22 protein-coding genes are annotated in these 19,870 nt (G+C 64.0%); 15 read left to right on the top strand and 7 right to left on the bottom strand.

The features are described from left to right. Positions 1–118 precede the first annotated feature (118 nt). Both A6A04_RS22375 and A6A04_RS22695 read right to left on the bottom strand, forming a co-directional pair. Positions 119–478 carry a hypothetical protein gene (locus A6A04_RS22375; protein WP_156612589.1) on the bottom strand — a complete coding sequence of 120 codons (360 nt, stop codon included), beginning with the start codon at positions 476–478 and terminating at the stop codon, positions 119–121. A 373-nt stretch (positions 479–851) separates the two neighbouring features. Then, positions 852–1,112: a hypothetical protein gene (locus tag A6A04_RS22695; protein ID WP_068493373.1), complete on the bottom strand. Its 261-nt coding sequence runs from the start codon at positions 1,110–1,112 to the stop codon at positions 852–854. A 342-nt stretch (positions 1,113–1,454) separates the two neighbouring features. Between A6A04_RS22695 and A6A04_RS12515 the strand changes: the two genes are divergently transcribed. The 3 genes from A6A04_RS12515 to A6A04_RS12510 all read left to right on the top strand — a co-directional run bounded on the left by A6A04_RS12515 (position 1,455) and on the right by A6A04_RS12510 (position 3,249). Continuing rightward, positions 1,455–1,934 carry a hypothetical protein gene (locus A6A04_RS12515; protein ID WP_068493371.1) on the top strand — a complete coding sequence of 160 codons (480 nt, stop codon included), beginning with the start codon at positions 1,455–1,457 and terminating at the stop codon, positions 1,932–1,934. A 770-nt stretch (positions 1,935–2,704) separates the two neighbouring features. Continuing rightward, positions 2,705–2,902, top strand: a complete 198-nt coding sequence (locus A6A04_RS22370) for a hypothetical protein (RefSeq protein ID WP_156612588.1) — start codon at positions 2,705–2,707, stop codon at positions 2,900–2,902. Positions 2,903–2,928: 26 nt separating this feature from the next. Beyond that, positions 2,929–3,249, top strand: coding sequence for a hypothetical protein (locus A6A04_RS12510; protein WP_068493368.1), 321 nt, complete (start codon positions 2,929–2,931; stop codon positions 3,247–3,249). A 258-nt stretch (positions 3,250–3,507) separates the two neighbouring features. Here A6A04_RS12510 and mamC read toward each other — a convergent pair whose 3' ends face one another. From mamC to mamG, 4 genes are all read right to left on the bottom strand, one after another. Then, the gene (gene mamC, locus A6A04_RS12505; protein WP_008620745.1) at positions 3,508–3,882 is read right to left on the bottom strand and encodes a magnetosome protein MamC; all 375 of its coding nucleotides are present in this window, start codon (positions 3,880–3,882) and stop codon (positions 3,508–3,510) included. A gap of 31 nt (positions 3,883–3,913) precedes the next feature. After that, positions 3,914–4,858 (bottom strand): magnetosome protein MamD, encoded by a 945-nt coding sequence (mamD, locus tag A6A04_RS22925; protein ID WP_068493365.1) that lies wholly within the window; start codon positions 4,856–4,858, stop codon positions 3,914–3,916. Positions 4,859–4,934: 76 nt separating this feature from the next. After that, complete coding sequence (gene mamF, locus A6A04_RS12495; RefSeq protein WP_068493363.1) at positions 4,935–5,270, bottom strand: magnetosome protein MamF; 336 nt, start codon at positions 5,268–5,270, stop codon at positions 4,935–4,937. Between the two features lie 14 nt (positions 5,271–5,284). Then, positions 5,285–5,596: a magnetosome protein MamG gene (gene mamG, locus A6A04_RS12490; RefSeq protein WP_068493362.1), complete on the bottom strand. Its 312-nt coding sequence runs from the start codon at positions 5,594–5,596 to the stop codon at positions 5,285–5,287. Positions 5,597–6,211: 615 nt separating this feature from the next. Between mamG and mms6 the strand changes: the two genes are divergently transcribed. From mms6 to A6A04_RS23445, 4 genes are all read left to right on the top strand, one after another. Further along, positions 6,212–6,706, top strand: coding sequence for a magnetic particle specific iron-binding protein Mms6 (gene mms6, locus A6A04_RS21725; protein WP_082914890.1), 495 nt, complete (start codon positions 6,212–6,214; stop codon positions 6,704–6,706). A gap of 17 nt (positions 6,707–6,723) precedes the next feature. Then, complete coding sequence (mmsF, locus tag A6A04_RS12475) at positions 6,724–7,047, top strand: magnetosome protein MmsF (protein ID WP_041043082.1); 324 nt, start codon at positions 6,724–6,726, stop codon at positions 7,045–7,047. A gap of 215 nt (positions 7,048–7,262) precedes the next feature. Beyond that, positions 7,263–8,309, top strand: a complete 1,047-nt coding sequence (locus tag A6A04_RS12470) for a COG4223 family protein (protein WP_068493358.1) — start codon at positions 7,263–7,265, stop codon at positions 8,307–8,309. 2 nt (positions 8,310–8,311) lie between these two features. Then, positions 8,312–9,721 carry a heme biosynthesis protein HemY gene (locus tag A6A04_RS23445; protein WP_068493356.1) on the top strand — a complete coding sequence of 470 codons (1,410 nt, stop codon included), beginning with the start codon at positions 8,312–8,314 and terminating at the stop codon, positions 9,719–9,721. A 19-nt stretch (positions 9,722–9,740) separates the two neighbouring features. Here the strand turns inward: A6A04_RS23445 and A6A04_RS12460 are convergent, their stop codons facing one another. Continuing rightward, entirely contained in the window at positions 9,741–10,889 is a 1,149-nt protein-coding gene (locus A6A04_RS12460) for a DUF445 domain-containing protein (RefSeq protein ID WP_009867710.1), read from the bottom strand. A gap of 270 nt (positions 10,890–11,159) precedes the next feature. Here A6A04_RS12460 and mamH point away from each other — a divergent pair, with 270 nt between their 5' ends. Genes mamH through mamN form a run of 8 tightly spaced genes read left to right on the top strand, consistent with a single transcriptional unit; the run spans position 11,160 to position 19,785 of the window. Next, the gene (mamH, locus tag A6A04_RS12455) at positions 11,160–12,455 is read left to right on the top strand and encodes a magnetosome biogenesis transporter MamH (RefSeq protein WP_011383395.1); all 1,296 of its coding nucleotides are present in this window, start codon (positions 11,160–11,162) and stop codon (positions 12,453–12,455) included. A gap of 36 nt (positions 12,456–12,491) precedes the next feature. Then, complete coding sequence (gene mamI / locus A6A04_RS12450; RefSeq protein WP_008620768.1) at positions 12,492–12,701, top strand: magnetosome protein MamI; 210 nt, start codon at positions 12,492–12,494, stop codon at positions 12,699–12,701. Positions 12,702–12,706: 5 nt separating this feature from the next. Beyond that, complete coding sequence (gene mamE, locus A6A04_RS12445; protein WP_236686267.1) at positions 12,707–14,887, top strand: magnetosome formation protease MamE; 2,181 nt, start codon at positions 12,707–12,709, stop codon at positions 14,885–14,887. 15 nt (positions 14,888–14,902) lie between these two features. After that, positions 14,903–16,081, top strand: a complete 1,179-nt coding sequence (mamJ, locus tag A6A04_RS12440; RefSeq protein ID WP_281196775.1) for a magnetosome protein MamJ — start codon at positions 14,903–14,905, stop codon at positions 16,079–16,081. A 47-nt stretch (positions 16,082–16,128) separates the two neighbouring features. Beyond that, on the top strand, positions 16,129–17,172 hold the full coding sequence (mamK, locus tag A6A04_RS12435; protein ID WP_011383398.1) for a MamK family actin-like protein: 1,044 nt from the start codon (positions 16,129–16,131) through the stop codon (positions 17,170–17,172). A gap of 55 nt (positions 17,173–17,227) precedes the next feature. Continuing rightward, positions 17,228–17,464 carry a magnetosome protein MamL gene (mamL, locus tag A6A04_RS12430; RefSeq protein ID WP_041039446.1) on the top strand — a complete coding sequence of 79 codons (237 nt, stop codon included), beginning with the start codon at positions 17,228–17,230 and terminating at the stop codon, positions 17,462–17,464. A 50-nt stretch (positions 17,465–17,514) separates the two neighbouring features. Continuing rightward, positions 17,515–18,471, top strand: a complete 957-nt coding sequence (gene mamM, locus A6A04_RS12425; RefSeq protein WP_011383399.1) for a magnetosome biogenesis CDF transporter MamM — start codon at positions 17,515–17,517, stop codon at positions 18,469–18,471. Then, positions 18,472–19,785 carry a magnetosome biogenesis transporter MamN gene (mamN, locus tag A6A04_RS12420; RefSeq protein ID WP_009869049.1) on the top strand — a complete coding sequence of 438 codons (1,314 nt, stop codon included), beginning with the start codon at positions 18,472–18,474 and terminating at the stop codon, positions 19,783–19,785. Positions 19,786–19,870 lie beyond the last annotated feature (85 nt).

The raw sequence follows: 19,870 nt of genomic DNA, 5'->3' as shown, positions 1-19,870 counted from the left end.
CTCCGTCGCCCCTGGCCAGGCAACATCAACCATGCTTCACTAACATTCGATCTGGAGCCGCCATTGGGGGCCGGTCAGTTCTTGAGTATGATGTCGAGGACGAAGCTGTGGGAGCGGGTCATGTCGCGGTTGTTGTTGATGCTGCTTTTGCCGGTATCAAGAGATGTGTCTCGGACATAGCGGTTTCGGTGTAGAGCAAGGTGCGGCGGGTGACGCGAATGATGGCAATCTGCCGGCCCCAGACGACCACGGCACCGGCGAAAGCGGCAGTCAAACCCAGCCATGTAAATCGAATCTTGGAGCGGTGACGAACTGGCGGCGGCAGATAGGCCAAAGTGACGCATACCGTTCTCCCAAAATGCAGATGGCCGACCGGGTGGTTGTCGAAGGCGGCCCAGCCGGCCTCGCGGGGGGGGGAGGGCGAATTGGCGAAACCGCTCTCCTGTAGGAATTGTGCGCGATCTCCAAGAGCAGTCAAGCAATTGATACCGGCAGACGAGGCGCGCGTTGAGCCCGTTGGCTACCGCATAGAGGGGGCCGCGGTCGCCCCCAGGTTCGGCTGATCCCATAATCTTGGTTTCAATCGGTCACTTGATCACTCCGCCATCAGTGTTCAATGACACGCCCTCAAGGGGAGTGGATCATGAAAGCTGTTGCCCTCGGCGATCTTTATCAGAGTGACGGTCGGAGCCGGACGGCTTGGTCGGTGGACGGCATCATCGACGTCCCGAAGTCGGGAACCATGGTGCGGCTGGCGAAGATCGATGGTTATGGCTCGGCAACCGTCCATAGCAGGAAAGGTGGTCTCGCCTTACCTGTCCCGCTGATTTCGCAGGGACGGCCGAAGCCCTTTAGCCGAATAAATCGGCATAAGGGTCAAGCTCCGCTTCGGGCCGTTTCTTCGGCGTCTTCGGACGGACCGGCGCCTTGGGCGTCCGGAACGAGGAAATGGCGTTCCAGATCTTGATGAACAGGCTTTCGCGGCCATCCAAGATGCCCGCTTCCTCCCGCTTTTGCCAATGGACCTCGCCCAGCCCGGTTTTGACGGACTGACCCGTCGCCACGGCCAGCGCGGCTTCGACGGCCGGAGCGGGGGGCGGCGGGGCGGTCACGATGTCCGTCGGATCGGCGTCCCGAAGATCGCTTCGCCGGGGCTTCGGCGTCCTGGCTTTGGCGCGCCTGGCGGCGGAAGGGGGGGGCGCCCGCTCCGTGTCCGCGGCACAGGAGGCCGCATTGTCGCAAACCGGCTTTCCGCATTTCCTGGTCACTTGCCGCGTCCATCCCATCACATGAGCTCTTGAATTACGTCTTATCAGATTCGCGGAGAGTTTTCTCCATTTCATGGTTGCCTGGGGGGAAGGCGATCTCCATGGGCGGTGACAGAAGGGCGTTGCGCAGGGTAAATAGATGGTTGTTCGGTCGGGTGCGGGATTCCTGCGGCAAGGCGTGATCAAATGACAACCACGGACCGTGATGCCGATTGGGTGGGATGGTGCCGCGATCAGGCGGCGCTGCTGCGGCGCCTGCCAGTCGCCACCTGCCCGGCGGGGCTCGACCCCCAGGCGCTGGCTCAAGAGATCGAAGACGGGGCGACTTTGAAGGTGGATCAGGCGGCCGGGTGGATCTTTCGCGCCTTGCTGGCCCTGGTGAAGCTTGCGGCCTACGATGATCGCGGCCAATTGCAGCGCCTGGATTTCGCCCAATCCCAGCTGGCCCTCGTCTGGCGGCCGGGCTTTCGGCGTCATCTGGATATGGAAGATATCTGGCTGCAGGTCCGCGAGGCGGCCGGGCAGATTCGGCCGACCGCCATTGAACTGCCCCGATCCTGCCCGATTCTGCTGGAGGACATGGTGCCTCGGGATGGGGGGGCTTTCGATGTCGGGACCATGGAGACGAAGTTGCTGCGGGCGGGGCTGCGCCGCCGGAGCGGCTAAAGCCTTTTGCGTCACATCCGACGCAAAAGGCTTTAGCCGTGGGGCCATTTCTTCCCCGTGACTTGCGCGGCACACTCCAATAATCACGTCGATGCCGCAACTGATTCGCAATATAGCAACTTGGGTGCAAGCCATGCGGGGATTTGCGTTTAGATCATCGTGCGTCAAATATGACGCACGATGATCTCGCTTTATGTTCGTCCCGTGCCTATCCGGTTAAGACATAAACCCGCTACGGGTTGTTGAGCAACACGGATGAACACAGATCACATTGATAATAAATAGAATATCCGTGTCGATCCGTGAATGAGGCGAAGCCGAGTATTCGTGTTCATCCGTGTTGCTCGACCCGTTGGGGCACAAGATATGGTGGATGTGTGCGCTAACCGGATAGGCACGGTTCGTCCCTCTGCCTGAGCGCGGCCCTCCGGCCGCTTGGCCGCTCGCTCAATGCTTGCCTGAGCGTCGCGCCTCACATTTGAGGCGCGACGCTAATTCCAAAATCTTGGATCGGCTGGAGCCAAATCGGCGCCAATCTTGTCGCAGCGCAGGTTGGGCGGAAGGCGCCGCCCGCCGGTGAGGGCGCTGTTGATCGGTTCCGACCAATATTTCTTAGTATAAATCAGATACGAATGGATGAAGTATAGGATATAAATGGAATAAAGTCTAAAATGCGTCTAATTTTTGGCAAATTTTACTTGCCCCCCCCCAGACATGTAATAAAATGTGACGACCGCCAACCGGGAGGGTGGGCGTCGTGGGAGATTGTAATGATTTCTATGAATATTGGAGGAGCAAAGGCATTGACAATGTCGCCGACGGTCGGCAAGACCGTGGCGATCTGTGTCAGTGCCGGTATTGGGTGGGGCGTTCTTTCGGTTCTCGCTGTGGCGGCATTGGGCAGTGTCTATCTATGCCGCAAATTCGCAGGGGAATTGGGCGAACCCGTCAGCGATCTTGAGGCATAGGCCGCGATCATTTCGTTTGCCACGCCATGCGTGACGATGATCTGGCCCGACTTGCGGAAAAAATCGTGCTGGCGTGGGCGGGCGGCTGCGGTCGGGCGATCAAGCCGAAACAGGACGTCGTGGCGTCGGTTTTCATAACACTGCGCGAAATCCGCGAGCACGGCCATCCGCAATCGGGCGGGCATGGACCGTCCAAGGCCGCCGACCGGCGGACCGGGCATGACACCTCGGTCAAGCTGATCTGCTGCCCCGACTGCGATTCCATCATGCGAAACCATGCCGCCCTGGCTCGGCATCGGCGGTTCTGCGTCAAGGGAATGCGCAAGATCAACCTTTCGACAGACTGATACCAGATCCCAGTGATCGCAACCGATCACCGGGATCGCCCACAGTCGCCGGGCACCGCCCGTGGCGGCTTGGCTTCCGCGCCATAAGGCGCGCGGCCATCGAAATATATTTCGATCCCCGGGAGGGGGGGCTAACCAAATCCAGATGAGTCAGCCTCATCGGGATTTGGTATGACCCATCCGTCGTGGGGTGTTTTCTGCCCCGCTTGGTTCCTGCCATGCCGCCCCGAAGCGGGCGGCCGGCCGGAACGGGGGGCGTCAGGCCAGTTCGTCCCGCAAGATGTCCTCGTCGGAAGCGCCGTTGGCAGCTTTGCCGCGGTTCAGTTCCTTCTCGACCAGATCGACGCCGCGATCCCAGGCATATTTGGCGGCAACGCCGGCCACCAAGGCGGTGCCCAGCGATACAACCAATCCGCCGCCGACGGCGGTCGCGGCCACGGCGGAAAGCGCGGTGGCCAGGCCGGCGCCGACGGTTTCCTTGCCGGTATCGATGGCCGCTTCGGTATTGGTGATGCGCTTTTCCTTCAGGAGGCGGACGTTCTTGGCCAAGGCGGCGGCGCCGCCGACCAAGGCGCCGAGAACGCCGACGCCGGGAACGGATTTCGCCAGATAGGGGGCAAGGTGAAAGGGCATTACGATGGTCCTTGTGGTTTGGATGTAGGTCTTATTCTTCCCCGGCCGCAGCCAGGAGCGCATCATCGGACAGGTCGGGGGTGCCGTGGCGGCGTCGCGCCCAGACATAGAGCGCGGCGGCCCCGGCCAGTCCGGCAGCCCCCAGAAGGAACGGCCCCCAGGCGCCGAGTCCCAGACCGAGGCCGAGGCCAAGCCCCTTGGCGGACAGCATGGCGCTGCTGGTTCCGGCGGCGGTGATGGGAGTGACGGTGCCGGCTCCGGCGGTCAGCAGCGACGAGGCTGATCCAGCGCCCACGGCGGCGGCTCCGCCGGTGCCGGTGACGGCGGCCGGAATGAATTTGGCGGCGATGGCGCCGCCGCCGACGGCCTTGCCCGCTCCGGCGGTCAGGGGCTTCAGGACCAGGAATTTGCCGGTGGTGCCGCCGATGACGGGGCTGGGGGCGACCACGAAGGTCTTGCCCACCAGGCCGCCGGTCTGGGTCGCGGCGTTCTGGACGTTGATGGCGATCAGATCGCCGCCGCCGACCGGGTTCAGATACAGCATGCCGGCCGCCTTGGTCCCGGCGGCGACGGGGGGCTGGGCGATGGTGAAGCTCTTGCCGGCTAGGGCGGGCAGGTTGACGGCGGCGGCGGTGCCTTCCACCTTCATCATCACCAATTGTCCCGCGCCCGTGGCGGCGGCGGCGGCCTTGGCGCCGGTGACCGGGGTCAAGGCGATCCAGTTGCCGATACCGCCGATGGCGGCGGGGGTCTTGCCGACCATCACGGTCTTGCCGACCAGAGCCTGCAGTTCAACCACCTGCCGGGTCGCGTCCAGCTTGACGATGATTGGCGCCTGTCCGGCGGCGGTGGGGGTGATGGTGGCGAGATTGGTGGCCGCCGACACCTTGGTGACCGTCGCGGTCTGACCGGCGAGGGCGGAAACCTGGGACGCCTGCATGGCGCTTTCGACCTTGGCCAGGAGAAGGTCCTGCATCGTGTCTGTCTTTCCTTACGGCGGCGAGAATGCCGCTATGCGCCTGAAACCGGCGGGCTTGTTGAGCGGCTTTGGATCAGATCAACGCGACGAAATAACCGACCAGCGGCAGGCGCCAGGTGCGGCGCAGCGCCACCGAGGCCAGACCAGCCACCGACAGAACCAGCACGCCCATGGACGAGAAACCAAACAGCCATTTGCCGATCAGGGGAAGATGCAGGGCGAACATGGCCAGGACGCTCCACATCCACAACACCAAGCCCTGCTTGGCGTGGAAGTACACATATTCGTCGTCCCGGCTCATCAGCAGCGGGACGAAGCAGAGAATGCCCAGATAGCTCAGGCCCGCCATCAGATAGGAGCGGCAGCTGCAGGGGGTGTTTTCGGTTTCGAGCAAGATTGCCTCAGCCATTGTCGTATCCTCACTTAAGTCGCATCGGCGGCGGCATCAACCTCCGCCTTGCAGTTTTTCAATTTGCCGACCAGATAGGCGGCGCCCGCCAGCCCGGCGATGCCGACAAGCACGGGTCCCCAGGCACCGAGTCCCAGTCCGAGCCCGAGACAGACACCCTTGCCGGTCAGCATGGCGTTGCCGATGGCGGCTGTCCCGACCGGAGAGGCGATGATGCCGCTCCCGACGCCGAGGGCGGCTCCGCCGGTCCCGATCCCCGCGGCAGCCGAAGCCTTTGCCGGGGCGGCGGCGTTCGCCAAAATCTGCCCTCCAACCTGAGCGGCCATGACTCTACACTCCGAATCCTCACGTACAGCCTGGCAAGAATAATTGAAACAAGAGCCCAGGCAAACAGAAAATGCGTTGATAGCTCCTCTCAACTTCTCTTCGGGTCATGTTATCTTCGGCTGGGGATGACTATGCGCTTCATCTCCAGATATTTTGTTGAGAGTGATTTGCATGCGCGCCAAACCGGACGGGGTTGACGTATTCAATCCTGGTCGGCTTGGGAACGATCCCTTTGGATGTTGACGGTGGCTTGTTTCCTGTGGCACTCGAAAGTCCCCGGCCATGAGGTGCTCGTCATGCTTGATCTTTGGGATGTGACCGCCGCGCTCGCCGTGGTCGTTTTAGTGGGGGCCTGGGCGGCGCGGCGTTTCTATCTGGGCAAAGGTTGCGGTCTCGGCTGCGGCGGCTGCAGGACGCCAAAGGCGGGAAAGTGCGAATAATTCTCTTTTGCTCTTCTAAAAGAGAAAATAATAGTTGGTCGCAACTTCTCCGCTGTCGTGACGTTGTCCTCGTAACGTGTTGTCCTCAGCAATGATCTCATGTTATTGATGCCGCTAGTCTGAAGGGGGCTGGCGTTTTCAGTCCCGCGCTACTTGATTGTGAGGAGAACCGAGGTGCCAGCTCAGATCGCCAACGGAGTTATTTGCCCCCCAGGGGCCCCGGCCGGAACCAAGGCCGCCGCCGCCATGGGCGAGATGGAGCGCGAGGGCGCCGCCGCCAAGGCTGGGGCTGCCAAGACCGGCGCCGCCGCCAAGACCGGCGCCGCCGCCAAGACCGGCGCCGTCGCCAAGACCGGCATCGCCGCCAAGACGGGTGTTGCCACCGCCGTTGCCGCTCCGGCGGCTCCTGCCAATGTTGCCGCCGCCCAGGGCGCCGGGACCAAGGTCGCCCTCGGCGCGGGCAAGGCCGCCGCCGGTGCCAAGGTCGTCGGTGGAACCATCTGGACCGGCAAGGGCCTCGGCCTCGGCCTGGGTCTCGGTCTGGGCGCGTGGGGGCCGATCATTCTCGGCGTTGTTGGCGCCGGGGCGGTTTACGCGTATATGAAGAGCCGTGATATCGAATCGGCGCAGAGCGACGAGGAAGTCGAACTGCGCGACGCGCTGGCCTGAACGAGGAGGAGGGGGGAATGACTGAAGCTATCCTTCGCAGCACGCTCGGTGCGCGCACGACGGTCATGGCGGCGCTGTCCTATCTCAGCGTCTTGTGCTTCGTTCCGCTTCTGGTGGATCGGGACGACGAATTCGTCTACTTCCACGCCAAGCAGGGGCTGGTGATCTGGATGTGGGGCGTTTTGGCGCTGTTCGCGCTGCATGTTCCCGTTCTGGGGAAGTGGATTTTCGGTTTCTCGTCCATGGGGGTTCTGGTGTTCTCCCTACTCGGGCTGGTTTCCGTAGTGTTCCAGCGGGCGTGGAAGTTGCCCCTGATCAGCTGGGTCGCCGACCGGATCTGATCTTCGGACCCGATGATGCGCATCTCGACGTCTCGCTTTGGCGGGCGTCGGGATGTTTCGTTTCGGGAGCCCCGCGGGGCCGTGCGCGGGCCGCGTCCGCAGGTCGCTCGCGGCACTTATTAATGGCTTGCCAAAAAGGTCGGCGATCATGAAGATCGCCCCGGCGGACCTGCCTGCCTGGTCGGCGGCAGCGAAGCCAGTGGAAGCGGAGCCTGATGGATAGCAACGAAAAAGAACAGCCCCTGGGCGGACGCCGCCCCGCGCGACGCCGGGACGGAGGCGGTCGGGTGGTGGTTCTCTATCTGGCCGTGATCCTGGTGGGCGGCGTGCTGGCTTGGCCCTTGCTGGCGCCGCGTCTCGGCGGCCTTCCCGGCCCGTGGGCCAAATGGCTGGGGGACGAGATGGGCTCCACGGCCGCCGCGCCCCGACCGGCCGGCTTGGACGAACGGGTGGAGATGCTGGAAGCCTCCCTGGGGCCTTTGGCCATGCGGCTGGCGGAGACCGACCGGCGGTTGACCGTGATTGAAGCCGTGATCCGCAAGCAGGAGCACGAACCGCGCAAGGAGGCAGCCGCCGCCGCCGATCAGGCGCAGATGGCGCGTCTGTCCGCCGAGGTGGCCGCCATCAAGGGCGATCTGGACGTGGTCCGCAAGCTGGCGACCGACGAAGGGGGCGCCGCCAAGCTGTCCAGCGCGGTGGAAAAGGCGGAAGCGGCTTTTCGTCGCATCGCCGAACGCCGCGACCGCGCACCCTTGTTCCTGGCGGTGCTGGGGCAACTGCGGGAAGCGGTGGACCGGGGCACGCCTTATCCCGCCCAATTGAAGGCGGCCCTGGCTCTGGCCGAGAAGGGCGGCGCCGACAAGCTGGCGCCATTGACCATGGGGGCGGGGACCGGGGTGGTCTCCCGCGTGGCCCTGGCCGAGAGCTTCCGCATGACGGCGGCGGCGGCGCGCAAGCTCGACGACGTGGCCGAAAGTAGCTGGATTCCTGCCAATATCCGGCATTGGCTGGGATCTGCGGTGGTGGTCCGGCGGGCGGAAAACAGCAATGAAGGCATCGACGGGGCCTTAAACAGCGCCTCCCGGCTGCTGGCGGGCGGCGATCTGGCCGGGGCGGTCACGGTGCTGCGCCATGCCGAAGGTCCCGGCATGGCTGCCATCCAGCCCTGGCTGGAAGCGGCGGAATTGCGTCTGACCGTGGACGCGGTGTTGTCTGAACTGTCGGCGACGGTTATGACCGTCGCCGCGTCCCGGGACGAGTGACCATGCTGTTGCGCCTTATCGTCCTTTTGATCTTCATGTCGCCGGTGGTGCTGGCCACTTTGTGGTTCTCGGACAATGCCGGGACGGTGCAGGTGGAATGGCTGGGTTGGCATGTGGACACCAATATCCCCGTGCTTCTCGGCATTCTTCTGGCGGTGTTCATGCTGTTTTCCGGCCTGACGCGGCTGTCGGCGCTGGTGGCCGATCTTCCTGCCAAGCTGGGCAAGTCGCGACAGGCCCGGGGACGGGAAAAGGGAATGCTCGCCCTTTTGGCGGCGCTGGACGCGGCCGAAAGCGGCGATGTCGGCGACGGCCGCCGCCTCGGAGCAGAGGCGGCCCGGTTGCTGGACAGTCCCGAGCTTGCTGCCCGCCTGGACCGGCTGATACCGCGCCCCGCTGCGCCTCCGGCGGCGACGCTCCGGCCCGAGCCGGCCAAGGGACGGCTGTTCGCGAAGAAGCCGCCCGCACCGCCGGTGGTCGAAAGAGAGCCGCCGCCGCCGGTCAAGGCTGCGCCGCCGCCCGCTCCTGTGGCCGTCGTCGAGACGCCTGGCGCCCCCGCCGATCCCAGCGCCGAGGATGCGGCCGCCTTTGCCGCCAAACTCCGGGATGGGGAGTGGGCGGCGGCCCAGGCATGCATCGACGCCACTCTTTCCGCCGGGCGATTGTCGCCGGCCTTGGCCGCGCGATGGCGGGCCGTGGTGCTGCAAGGGCAGGCATGCCTGGACTCCCAGGACGATCCCGCTCGGTCCTTACGGCTGGCGCGTGAGGCATTGGCCGCCGATCCGGGCTTTCTCCCGGCGGCTCTGCACGTGCTTCGGCAGGAGGTGTCCGAAGGTCGCCGGTCCGAAGCCGAAGCGGTCCTGGCCGCGGTCTGGCGGAGCGCTCCCGCCCGGATTTTGCTGGAAACCTGCGCGCCGCTGTGGCGCGAAGACGATGCTGAAAGCCGTTTGAAGCGGCTTGAGGCCCTGGCGGAATGGGCTCCGCATGATCCCGAAGGCCACCTTGCCGCCGGGGAAGCGGCCGTCGCCGCCGCCAAATGGGGCGTCGCCCGCCGTCACCTCATGGCGGCGCTGAAGATCGCGCCCGATGCGTTGGGATGTCGGCTGATGGCCGAGATCGAGGACAAGGAGCCTGGCGGAGCGGAGCGAGCTGAAATCTGGCGCCGCCGTGAACGCGAAGCTGCGGCAGCGCCCACCTGGGTGTGCGAGGCTTGCGGCGCGACCTCGGGGTCATGGGCGCCTTATTGTTCGGCCTGCGGCGCCGGAGCCGCCATCCAATGGACGCGCCCGGCCCACAAGCCGGAAAATCCGCCCACCCCCGCGAGTGTCCCGCCGTCGGCGGAGGCTCCGCCCGCTCCCGCCGAGCCTAGAGTTTCTCGCATTCAAGCCGAATCAAAAATCGAGAAACTCTAGAAGAACGAGCTGATGCACTCTAGCGCTGAGCCAGCGTCGTGACCGTGTAGATGGCCAATCCTACCAGGCCGCCGACCACGGTGCCGTTAATGCGGATATACTGAAGATCCTTGCCCACATGGCTTTCCAGCTTCTCGATCAGGAACGGGGTGCGCCAGCGCATGACCAGATCGGTGATCAGCGAGCCTATCAGCTCGCGTCGGGGCACCAGCAAGGCTTCGGTGGCGTCGCGCAGCCAGCGGTTCAGGGTCGCACGCATGGCGGTGTCGTGCTCCAGCCGTTGACCGATCTCGCGCAGGCCGTTTTCAAGGAGCATCTCCATGGTCTCGGCCTCCTCCATCAGGTGGTCGTAGGCGCTGCTTCCCAACTGGCGGAGATAGGCATCCAGGGCGGGATCGTCGAGAACCTGCATCTTGAGCTCCTCGATCCGCTGGGCAAAATGCGGCGAATTGGTCATGCCGTCGATGGTTTCGTGGACGAAGAGCTCGAATTTCAGCCGCCAGGGATGGTCGGGGGCGGTCAGCTCCCCCAGTGAGCCGTCGATGCCTTGGGCGACGCCCTGTGCGATCTGGGTCTCCACCCACAGCGGCAGCCATTCCGGACATTCCTTGGCGACCTTGGCGCGGATGAAGGAACGGTTCTGGGCGACGAAGGAGCGGGCCTCGGTCACCAGATGATCCAAGATGGCGTGGTGATAGCCGCGCCCCACCATGTAGGACAAGATGTTGGCCATGTGCGGGGCGGTGATGGCGGTATCGACCACCTTGCGCAGACCGCCGCCGATGGTGCTGCGCCACCGTTGCTCGCCGATTGTATCGACGATGGGGGGGAGCGATCCGGCGATCCGGGCGGCGATCATAGCCACTGTCTCAGGCCGGGCCAGCCAGCGCCCCAGCCGTCCGGCGGTATCGAGTTCCTCCAGCCGTTGGGCCAGCGCCTGCGACGCCAGCAGGTTCTCGGCGACGAACCGGCCGATGGCGGCGGCGATCCGGCCGTGATTGCGTGGAATGACGGCGGTGTGGGGGATGGGAAGTCCGAAAGGATGGCGAAACAGGGCGGTAACCGCGAACCAATCGGCGATGCCGCCGACCAGGGCGGCTTCGGCGAAGGCCCGAACCGGCGCCAGCCAGGGCCAGGCTTTCTCCCCCCAAACGGAGAATGCGAACACAGCGGAGATCAAGGCAAGCAAAGCCGTAGCATAAGTCCGCATGCGGGAAAGTCCGGCATGTTGCGTTCGATTATCGTTATCTTCTGGTGAAGAGAGCATCTGATCCGAATCCGAGGGCGGCGGCAGGAAATCGAGACTTCTTGTTTCGAGCATATATACGCAATCCGCTGCAGCGGCGGATTGCGGGGTACCTTCGTATGAACCCTGTGTTTATGTGTTGTCAACCGCCCCCGACTCGCTGTTATAGTCTGACCGAATCGGAGGTGATGGGTGTCTCGAGTGGAAGCGGCTGCGGCAGAAGTTAAAGTGCGCCAGCACAACGCCCTTTATTTGCTGTCGGCGTTGTGCATGGTTTTCATGACCCTGGTGGTTGCTATTCAGCCGCTATTCTTGCGAAACGTTCTTAATATCTCATTCGAAACCGCCGGCGCCGTCAATGCCAATGTGCAGGTGGTGACCGAGGTTCTGGATCTCTTCATCTTCGCCTATCTCGGCTACCTGTCGGATCGGATCGGACGGGTCAGGATCATCGTGGCCGGTTTTCTGGTCGCCGCCATCGGTGCGGTGATCGCGCCGCTCAGCCCCTGGATCGGCGGTGCCTCCATCGGGGCGCTGGTCGTCTATTACGTTTCGCGGGTCATCATGTCGGCGGGCAGCGGCGCGGTATGGCCTCAATTGTCGGCCCTGGCCGGGGATTTCAGCGACGACGACACCCGGGCGCGCCTGATGTCCAATACCGCGTTCATGATGGCCTTCGGGGTGACGCTGGTCTACGCTGTTTTGATGCAGATCCCGGCCCATGCGGGCATCGCCGTGACCATGCTGCTGACGGCGGCGGTCTCCCTGGCCGGTGCTTGGCTGGCGGGGAAATTCCTGGTGGATGTCGCTCCGCGCACCCAGGAAACCTCGGTTCCCTGGCGGGCGGTCTGGAGCTTGGTGAAGGCGGAGCCCCGCCTGCGCCTGGCTTTCGCCAGTTCGCTGTTCGCCCGCAGCGACATGGTGTTCGTAGGGCTCTTCCTCATGCTGTGGTTCATCTACTTTGCCGATCTGATCAAGGTCGGGCAGGCCGAGGCGGCGGCGCGGGCCGGAATCTTGATCGGGCTGATGGGGGCGGTGGTCATGCTCTCGATCCCGGTTTGGCGGTCGTTTATCGAGCATTTCGGCCGCATTCAGGCGGTTCTGCTCGGGATGGTGCTGTCCGCCCTGGGATTCATAATGTTGGGTTTCATCATCAATCCGTTTGACTGGTTCATCGTACTGCCCATCTTGTTGATTGCGTCCGGGCAGGCTGGTTGTTTTGTGGCACCTCAAATATTAACAGTTGACTACGCGCCTAGGGATTTGCTTGGGTCTGTTCTTGGCGCATTTAATGTTATTGGGTGTATTGGTATTATTTTCTTTGTTCAGGTCGGTGGGTTTTTATTTGATTATGTTGGCCCGCCGGCACCTTTTGTCTTTACTGGTGTTGGAAACTTGATTATATCGGCGTATGCATTGCGCCTGCTGAAACGCGAGGCGCGTGACGGCGGCGGCGACGACGCCCCAGGGGACGACGGGGTGGCGTAGCGCCATTCGCTCTGCATCAAGACTGGAGTAACGTTTATGCCAAGCGTGATTTTCGGACTGCTGGCGCTTGCCCTCGGATTGCTGGGGGTGACGGCATGGTGGTGGTCGGTGACCGAGTTCCTGCGCGGAGCGGTGCCGGTGGCCCTGCTCATCCTTGGCTTGGTCGCGTTGGCCTCCGGGGTGCAATCCGTGCGGTTGCCTCGTTCCAACAAGGGGACCGCTTCAGACCCTGACATCGATGGTTGATGGCCATGTTCAATGGTGACGTAGAAGACGGCGGGCGCGGCGATGCTTCCTGCGGCAAGGATCTGAAGCGCTATCTGATGCTCATGGGCGTGGTTGCCCTGGTCGTCCTGTTTGGCGCCTTCATTTACCGGCAGTCCTCGGGCGGTCTTCGTCTCGGCGCCATGTTGGAGCAGATGGGGCGGGGCACCGGCCCTGCCGTCAATGTTCCGGTACAGCAGGGCGGGCCGTCGGCAGCCGCCAATCCGGCCATCTCGGTTCCGGCTGGTGCCCGCGTGGCGCCGCCCTCGGCCGCCGGTGCTATCGCGACCATGCCTCCCATGGTGGATTTCGGACCGGCTCCCATTGGGGCCGGGGGGCCGTTCTCCAGCGTCGTCACCTTGCTGCGCAACAGCGTTGTCGCCGTGACCGCGTCATCGGCCAACGGGCAGGCCATGCCCGATCCCCTGGGCTTGGCCAACCCTGACGGACTGCCCCATTTCGCCAATCCCGCCACCCGCTCGGTGGAAAACATCGGCACCGGCGTGATCGTCCGTAACGACGGCTTCATCGTCACCAACTACCATGTGGTGCGCGGCGCCAATTCGGTGTTCGTTACCGTGCAGGACGACGTGGGCTCGACCCGTTATTCCGCCGAAATCATCAAGATGGACGAGGCTCTGGATCTCGCCTTGCTGAAGGTCGCCCCCAAGACGCCGTTGACAGCCGCCGTTCTGGGCGACAGCGACGGGGTGCAGGTCGCCGACGAAGTGATCGCCATCGGGACTCCCTTCGGTCTGGACATGACCGTCAGCCGCGGCATCATTTCCGCCAAGCGCAAGTCCATGGTGATCGAGGGCGTGACCCATTCCAACCTGCTGCAGACCGACGCCGCCATCAACCAGGGCAATTCCGGCGGTCCGCTGGTGATTTCCAACGGGACGGTGGTCGGCATCAATACCGCCATCTACACCCCCAACGGCGCCTTTGCCGGAATCGGCTTCGCCGTGCCCAGCAATCAGGCCCGCCTGTTCATCTTGGATGAAGTGGGCTGGCTGCCGACCTCCACCGCCGAAGGGGCCTCCATGGGCCTGGTGGCCATGCAGCGCCCCATGGGCGGCGGCGTGGGCGCGGCGGGTCCGGCCATTTTCGCCGGGACTAGGGCGCCCCACACCGATGGCCGCCAGAACATGGATTGCACCACCTGCCACGATCTGATTCCGGCCGGAAACGGGCGGCCCGCGCCGATGATGCCCATCGCCGCCCCGATTCCGCCGCCGCCGATTCCCATGGGCGCCGTCTCGCCCCATACCGACGGCCGTCAGAACATGAACTGCGCCAATTGCCATCAGATGCTGGGCGGTGCCGCGCCCATCGCCGCACCGGGACTCGGCGGGGGGGCTTACCGCTTCGCGCAGCCGCCGGGAAGCCTGGCCATCAATATTCAGGGGCCGCGCAGCGGGCAGTCGACCGCCGCCGGAACCGGCCGGGTCACGCTTTTGGGCGCCGCCTTGACTCCCATGTCGCAGCGCCTTGGAGCCCAGACCGGCGTACCGGTCGGACGCGGAGTGTTCATCTCCGGCGTCACGCCCAATACTCCGGCGGCGACGGCGGGGCTGCGGCCCGGTGACGTCTTGCTCAAGGTGGACGGCCGTCCTGTCCGTCTGCCGGAAGAAGTCTCCGCCATCATGGCCGAGATGCATGCCGGACGGTCGGTGCGGCTCGGCGTCCTGCGCGATGGCGATGTGCGCAACATGACCCTGGTCGCTGGACCCGCCGGTCTGGCCGCCGCAGCGGTCCAGGCTCCGGCCATGGCCGACATGGCGCAGCCGCCCATAGGCGGCATGGCCCCCACTGCACCCGGCATGGCCGCGGTTCCCGGTGGTCCGGCCGTCATGCCGAAGCCTCCGACCGAGTTCAACTGGCTGGGCATGGAGATCGAAACCTTCCAGGCGCCGCGTCCGATCACCGGTGTGCCGGGCGCCGTTCCGGTTCCCGGAGCCAAGGGGGCCCAGGTGGCCGAGGTTCTGGTCGGATCCCGGGCCGCCGTGGCGGGGCTCCAGGCCAATGACCTCATCCTCGAGGTAAATAATCGGCCGGTGGCCGGTCCGGCTCGTCTCGACGCCGCCATTAAGGGTGCGACGAATGCCGGGCAGCAGATTTTGCTGAAGGTCAACCGCAATGGCCAAGAGTTCTGGATTGTCCTTTGATGGTGGAGCTGGATAATGGCGAATAACCGGCGAGATCGCGACAAAGGTGACGGGAGCCAGGGTGAAGGCTTGTCGGCGGGCGGCGGAATGCCGTCGGAGCCCGAGATCGTCTCGGTGACGGTCCATCCCACGCCAACTTTGGCCGTGTCGCTGAAGCCGGCGCAGCAAGGCGATATTTGGGCCAGTTTGCTGGAAAGCTCGCCCTGGTCGGCCAATCACGGCGGCCGGATCGAGCCGGTTCAGCCGAGCCCCGCCCCCACCCGCCCCACGGAATCCCCGTCCGTCGGCGATCTGGTCAGCCGCTGGTCGCAGCCGATCTGGCGGACCCCCAGCCGCGTGGAAGAGGTCGAGACCCCGGAGAGCAATTTCGTCATCGAGTTGGAGGCGTCCCAGCCGATCACTTCGGATATCACGGTGTCCGTCTCCGATCTGGTGATCGAGGTTCAGCCGATCCAGACCACCGAAGCCGAGCCGGAGCCCGAGCTTCCGGTGGCCGAGCCCGAGCCCGAAGTCGTGCCGGTGGAGGTTGTGGCCGAAGCCGAGCCGGAGCCGGAGCCGGAGCCGGAGCCGGAGCTTCCGGTGGCCGAGCCCGCGCCCGAAGTCGTGCCGGTGGAGGTTGTGGCCGAAGCCGAGCCGGAGCCGGAGCTTCCGGTGGCCGAGCCCGAGCCCGAAGTCGCGCCGGTGGAGGTTGTGGCCGAAGCCGAGCCGGAGCCCGAGTTTCCGGTGGCCGAGCCCGAATTGGTTCATGAGGCGGCTGTTTCCGAGCCGGTGGCCGAAAGCATCGAGGACGCGGTGGCGGTTCCCGCCCCGGCGACTAATTTCGGTCTTGCCGAACTGATGCAGGCGGCTGCGGCCATGGCCCCGGTTTTGGCCTCTCCCCCTTCCGTTGCCCCAGCGGCCAAGCCCGTCCGGGAGCCCGCGAAGAAGAGGAAGGCTCCGCCGGTCAGAAAGAAGGCCGCCACGGTTCAGGACGTTCCCGTCGAAGACCTTCTCGGTGGAATTTTCGGGATCGCCGGTTCGGCGGTGCGTAGTGTCCTCAGTCTTGGTGCCGGGGTCGTCGGCGGCGTGGTCAAGGGGGGGCGTGTCATTGGGGACAACGTCGTCGCCGGTGCGCGTCGGCTGACGGGGTCCGCCGAGGGAAGTTGCGGGACCTGCTCCACGTCTCAATGCGATACGGTGGGCAAGAAAAAATAGCTGGCAGCCGTCAATTGGTCATTTAGCACGCGAACGGAGTGACAAAAATGAGTGAAGGTGAAGGCCAGGCCAAGAACAGATTGTTCCTTGGCATCGACCTTGGGACTTCCCATACTGCGGTGATGTCGAGCCGGGGCAAAAAGTTCCTGCTGAAGTCGGTGGTTGGATACCCGAAGGACGTCATCGGTTTGAAGCTGCTCGGCCGCCCCTATGTGGTCGGCGACGAGGCTTTCGAGATGCGCTCCTACCTGGACATCCGCTATCCGCTCCAGGACGGCGTGCTGAGCGAGATCAGCGACCGCGACATCGAAGTGGCGCGGCATCTGCTGACCCATGTGGTGAAGTCGGCCGAGCCCGGCCCCAACGACGAGATCTGCGCCGTCATCGGCGTGCCGGCGCGGGCGTCGGCGGCCAACAAGGCGCTGCTGCTCAAGATGGCTCAGGAGGTGGTTCATACCGCCCTGGTGGTGTCCGAACCGTTCATGGTCGGCTACGGCCTGGACAAGCTGATCAACACCATCATCGTCGATATCGGCGCAGGAACCACGGATATCTGCGCCCTGAAGGGCACCGTTCCCGGCCCCGAAGATCAGGTTACCCTGACCAAGGCTGGCAACTATGTGGATGAGCGGCTCCAGAACGCCATCTTGGAACGTCATCCCGAACTGCAGATGAACGTGAATGTCGCCTGCGCGGTGAAAGAGCAGTTCTCCTTCGTCGGCACCCCCACCGAGGTTGCCTCGTTCGAGTTCCGCGCCGCCGGCAAGCCCGTGCGCGCTGACGTGACCGAGCCGGTGAAGATCGCCTGCGAGGCGCTGATGCCCGACATTATCGAAAGCATCGAGACGCTGCTGCGTTCGTTCCAGCCCGAATATCAGGCCACCGTGCTTCAAAACATCGTGTTTGCCGGCGGCGGCTCGCGCATTCGCGGATTGGCGGCCTACGTCAAGGAAAAGCTGCGTCCCTTCGGCGATGCGAACGTGACCTGCGTCAAGGACCCCACTTTCGACGGTTGCCGGGGCGCCTTGCGTCTGGCGGAAGAGCTTCCGCCGCAGTATTGGCGTCAGCTTGGAGACGTCTCCGGCTCGTGACGGGGGGAGAGTTCGATATGCGGGACGGGGATACGCGGCAGTCTAGGACAGTGGCATGGTAAGATTGATCGGATCGTTGGTGTTCGGCGGGTTGATCGTGCTGTTGGCGTCGTCCAACTCGCATATGGTCGAAACCCGCCTGGGACCACTGGCGATGATTGCGCCGCATTTCGTTGTTCTGGGCATAACGTTTTTTCTCGGTTTCGCCACCGGCATCGTCTCGGTGCTGGCGAACGTCATGACGCGGCGCAAGCAGAAGTCGCCGGGGAAGAGCATCGTCATCAAGCGCTGAATCCCTTCGCTTGGGTTGAAGGCGGGGTCGGGGCTTTGGAGTGAGTAAGGATGAGGAAGAGCGGTTGCACGGTCTGCAGCAGGAGCATCGGTTGGGTCGGCCTGGCTGTAAACACCGTACTGATGGTCATGAAGGCGTTCGTCGGTCTGATCGGCGGATCGCAGGCCATGCTCGCCGATGCCATGTATTCGCTGAAGGACATGCTGAATGCGCTGATGGTGGTCATCGGGACCACCATCTCCAGCAAGCCCCTTGACGCGGAGCATCCCTACGGCCATGGCAAGGTCGAATTCATTCTGTCCATGGTGGTCAGCGTCGTTTTCATCGGACTGACCGGCTATCTGCTGGTCCACGCCGTCCAGATCTTGTTGGATGAAAGCATGCACCGCACCCCGCATCTGATCGTGCTGTGGGCGGCGCTGGTTTCCGTCGGCGTCAATGTGGCCATGTATTTCTACTCCCGCTGCGTCGCCATCGAGACCAACAGTCCCATCATCAAGACCATGGCCAAGCATCACCATGGCGACGCCACCGCTTCGGGGGCCGTGGCGCTGGGTATCATCGGCGCCCATTACCTCAACATGCCGTGGATCGATCCGGCGGTCGCCCTGTGGGAAACCATCGACCTGCTGCTGCTGGGCAAGGTCGTCTTCATGGATGCCTATCGCGGCCTGATGGACCATACCGCGGGCGAGGCGGTGCAGAACCGCATCGTCGATACGGCGGAGCGGGTCCCCGGCGTGCGCGGCGTGATCCATCTGCGCGCCCGCTATGTGGGCCAAGACATCTGGGCCGACATGATCATCGGCGTCGATCCCGAGCATACGGTGGAGCAGGCCCACGACATTTGCGAGGCGGTTCAGGCCGCGGTCTGCGGCAAGATGCGCCGTATCGAATCGCTGCATGTCAGCGCCGAGGCGCGAGAAGCCGGAGATACAAGCAAGCCGACATTCTCGGAAGAGCCGCTGACTTACGATGAAGTCATGTTGTCGAAGGTGGATAACTAGATGATCGGACTTCTCACCCTTGCCGTGTTCGTCGCGACGTTCGCCGTTATCTATCGGTGGGCGGAGGGCAGCCATCTGGCCGTTCTGGCCGGGGCGGCGGCATTGGTGATGATCGGAACCATCAGCGGCAGCTACACGCCGGTCATGGCGCTGCGCTCCGTCTATTTCGAGACTCTGGCCCTGATCTTCGGCATGGCGGCCATTTCCGCCCTCCTGGCCCGCTCCGGCGTCTATGCCTATCTGGCGGCCGGAACGGCGGAACTGTCCCAGGGCCAAGGGCGCTGGATCTTGGTGATGATGGCGCTGGTGACCTACGGGATTTCGCTGGCCAGCAACTCCTTGGTGACGGTGGCGGTGGTGGTTCCGGTGACCTTGACGGTGTGCTTTCGCACCGGCATCGACCCCGTGCCGGTCATCATCGCCGAGATTATCGCCGCCAATCTGGGCGGGGCCTCGACCATGATCGGCGACTTCCCCAACATGATTCTGGCCTCGGCGGGCAAGCTTCACTTCAACGATTTCATCGCCGGGATGATGCCTGTCTGCCTGATCTTGCTGGCGGTGATGCTGGTATTCTTCGAGCGGCGTTTGGGCGACTGGAAAGGCTCGGAAATTCCGGTGGATCCGGTCTGGGCCCGGGGCGAGGCGCTACGTCACAGTGCCATCGACCGTCGGCTTTTGAGTTATGGACTGATCATTTTCGGCGTCACCGTCGCCGGTTTGATCCTGGCGGGGCCGCTGAAGGTGCGGCCGGGCTGGATCGCCTTTGTCGCCGGGGTGACGGCGCTTGGATTGGGCCGCTTCAGGGATGACGAGTTTTTCTCGGCCTGCGGCGGCACCGACATCTTGTTCTACGGCGGCCTGTTCGTGATGGTGGGGGCCTTGACCTCGGTGGGGATTCTCGACTGGGCGGTGAACTGGCTCGAAGGCATTACCGCCGCCCATGATCGCGTCCGCGCCATCCTTTTGATGTGGATGGCCGCCGCCGTCACTATTTTCGTGGGCGGCGGCACCTCGGCGGCGGTCTTCGCCCCGGTGGCGGCGACGCTTCGCCTGGACGGGGACGGTCAGGCGGCTTGGTGGGCGCTGGCGCTGGGCATCATGGCGGGGTCGGTGGCTGCGCTGCCGGGCGCCACGGCGGGATCCCTGGCCATGACTCAATATTCCGGCTTCGTGAAGCGGCATCCGGAACTGGCATCCGCCGCCGCCGCCGGTCTGCAATTCACCCATCGGGAATATGTCCGCTGGGGCATGCCACTGATGGGGATCTTCTTGGTTCTGGGGACAGTCTATATCGCTGTTCTCGTGGGATGAGAGATGACGACAGGAATCCGAATGAGCTTGGAACTCAGCCATGATTGAAGTCGGCGAGACCATGGGCGAATTGCCCACCAACAAG

Source organism: Paramagnetospirillum marisnigri (genome assembly GCF_001650715.1).
GTDB lineage: Bacteria > Pseudomonadota > Alphaproteobacteria > Rhodospirillales > Magnetospirillaceae > Phaeospirillum > Phaeospirillum marisnigri.
This window is presented reverse-complemented; position numbering and strand designations above follow the sequence as displayed.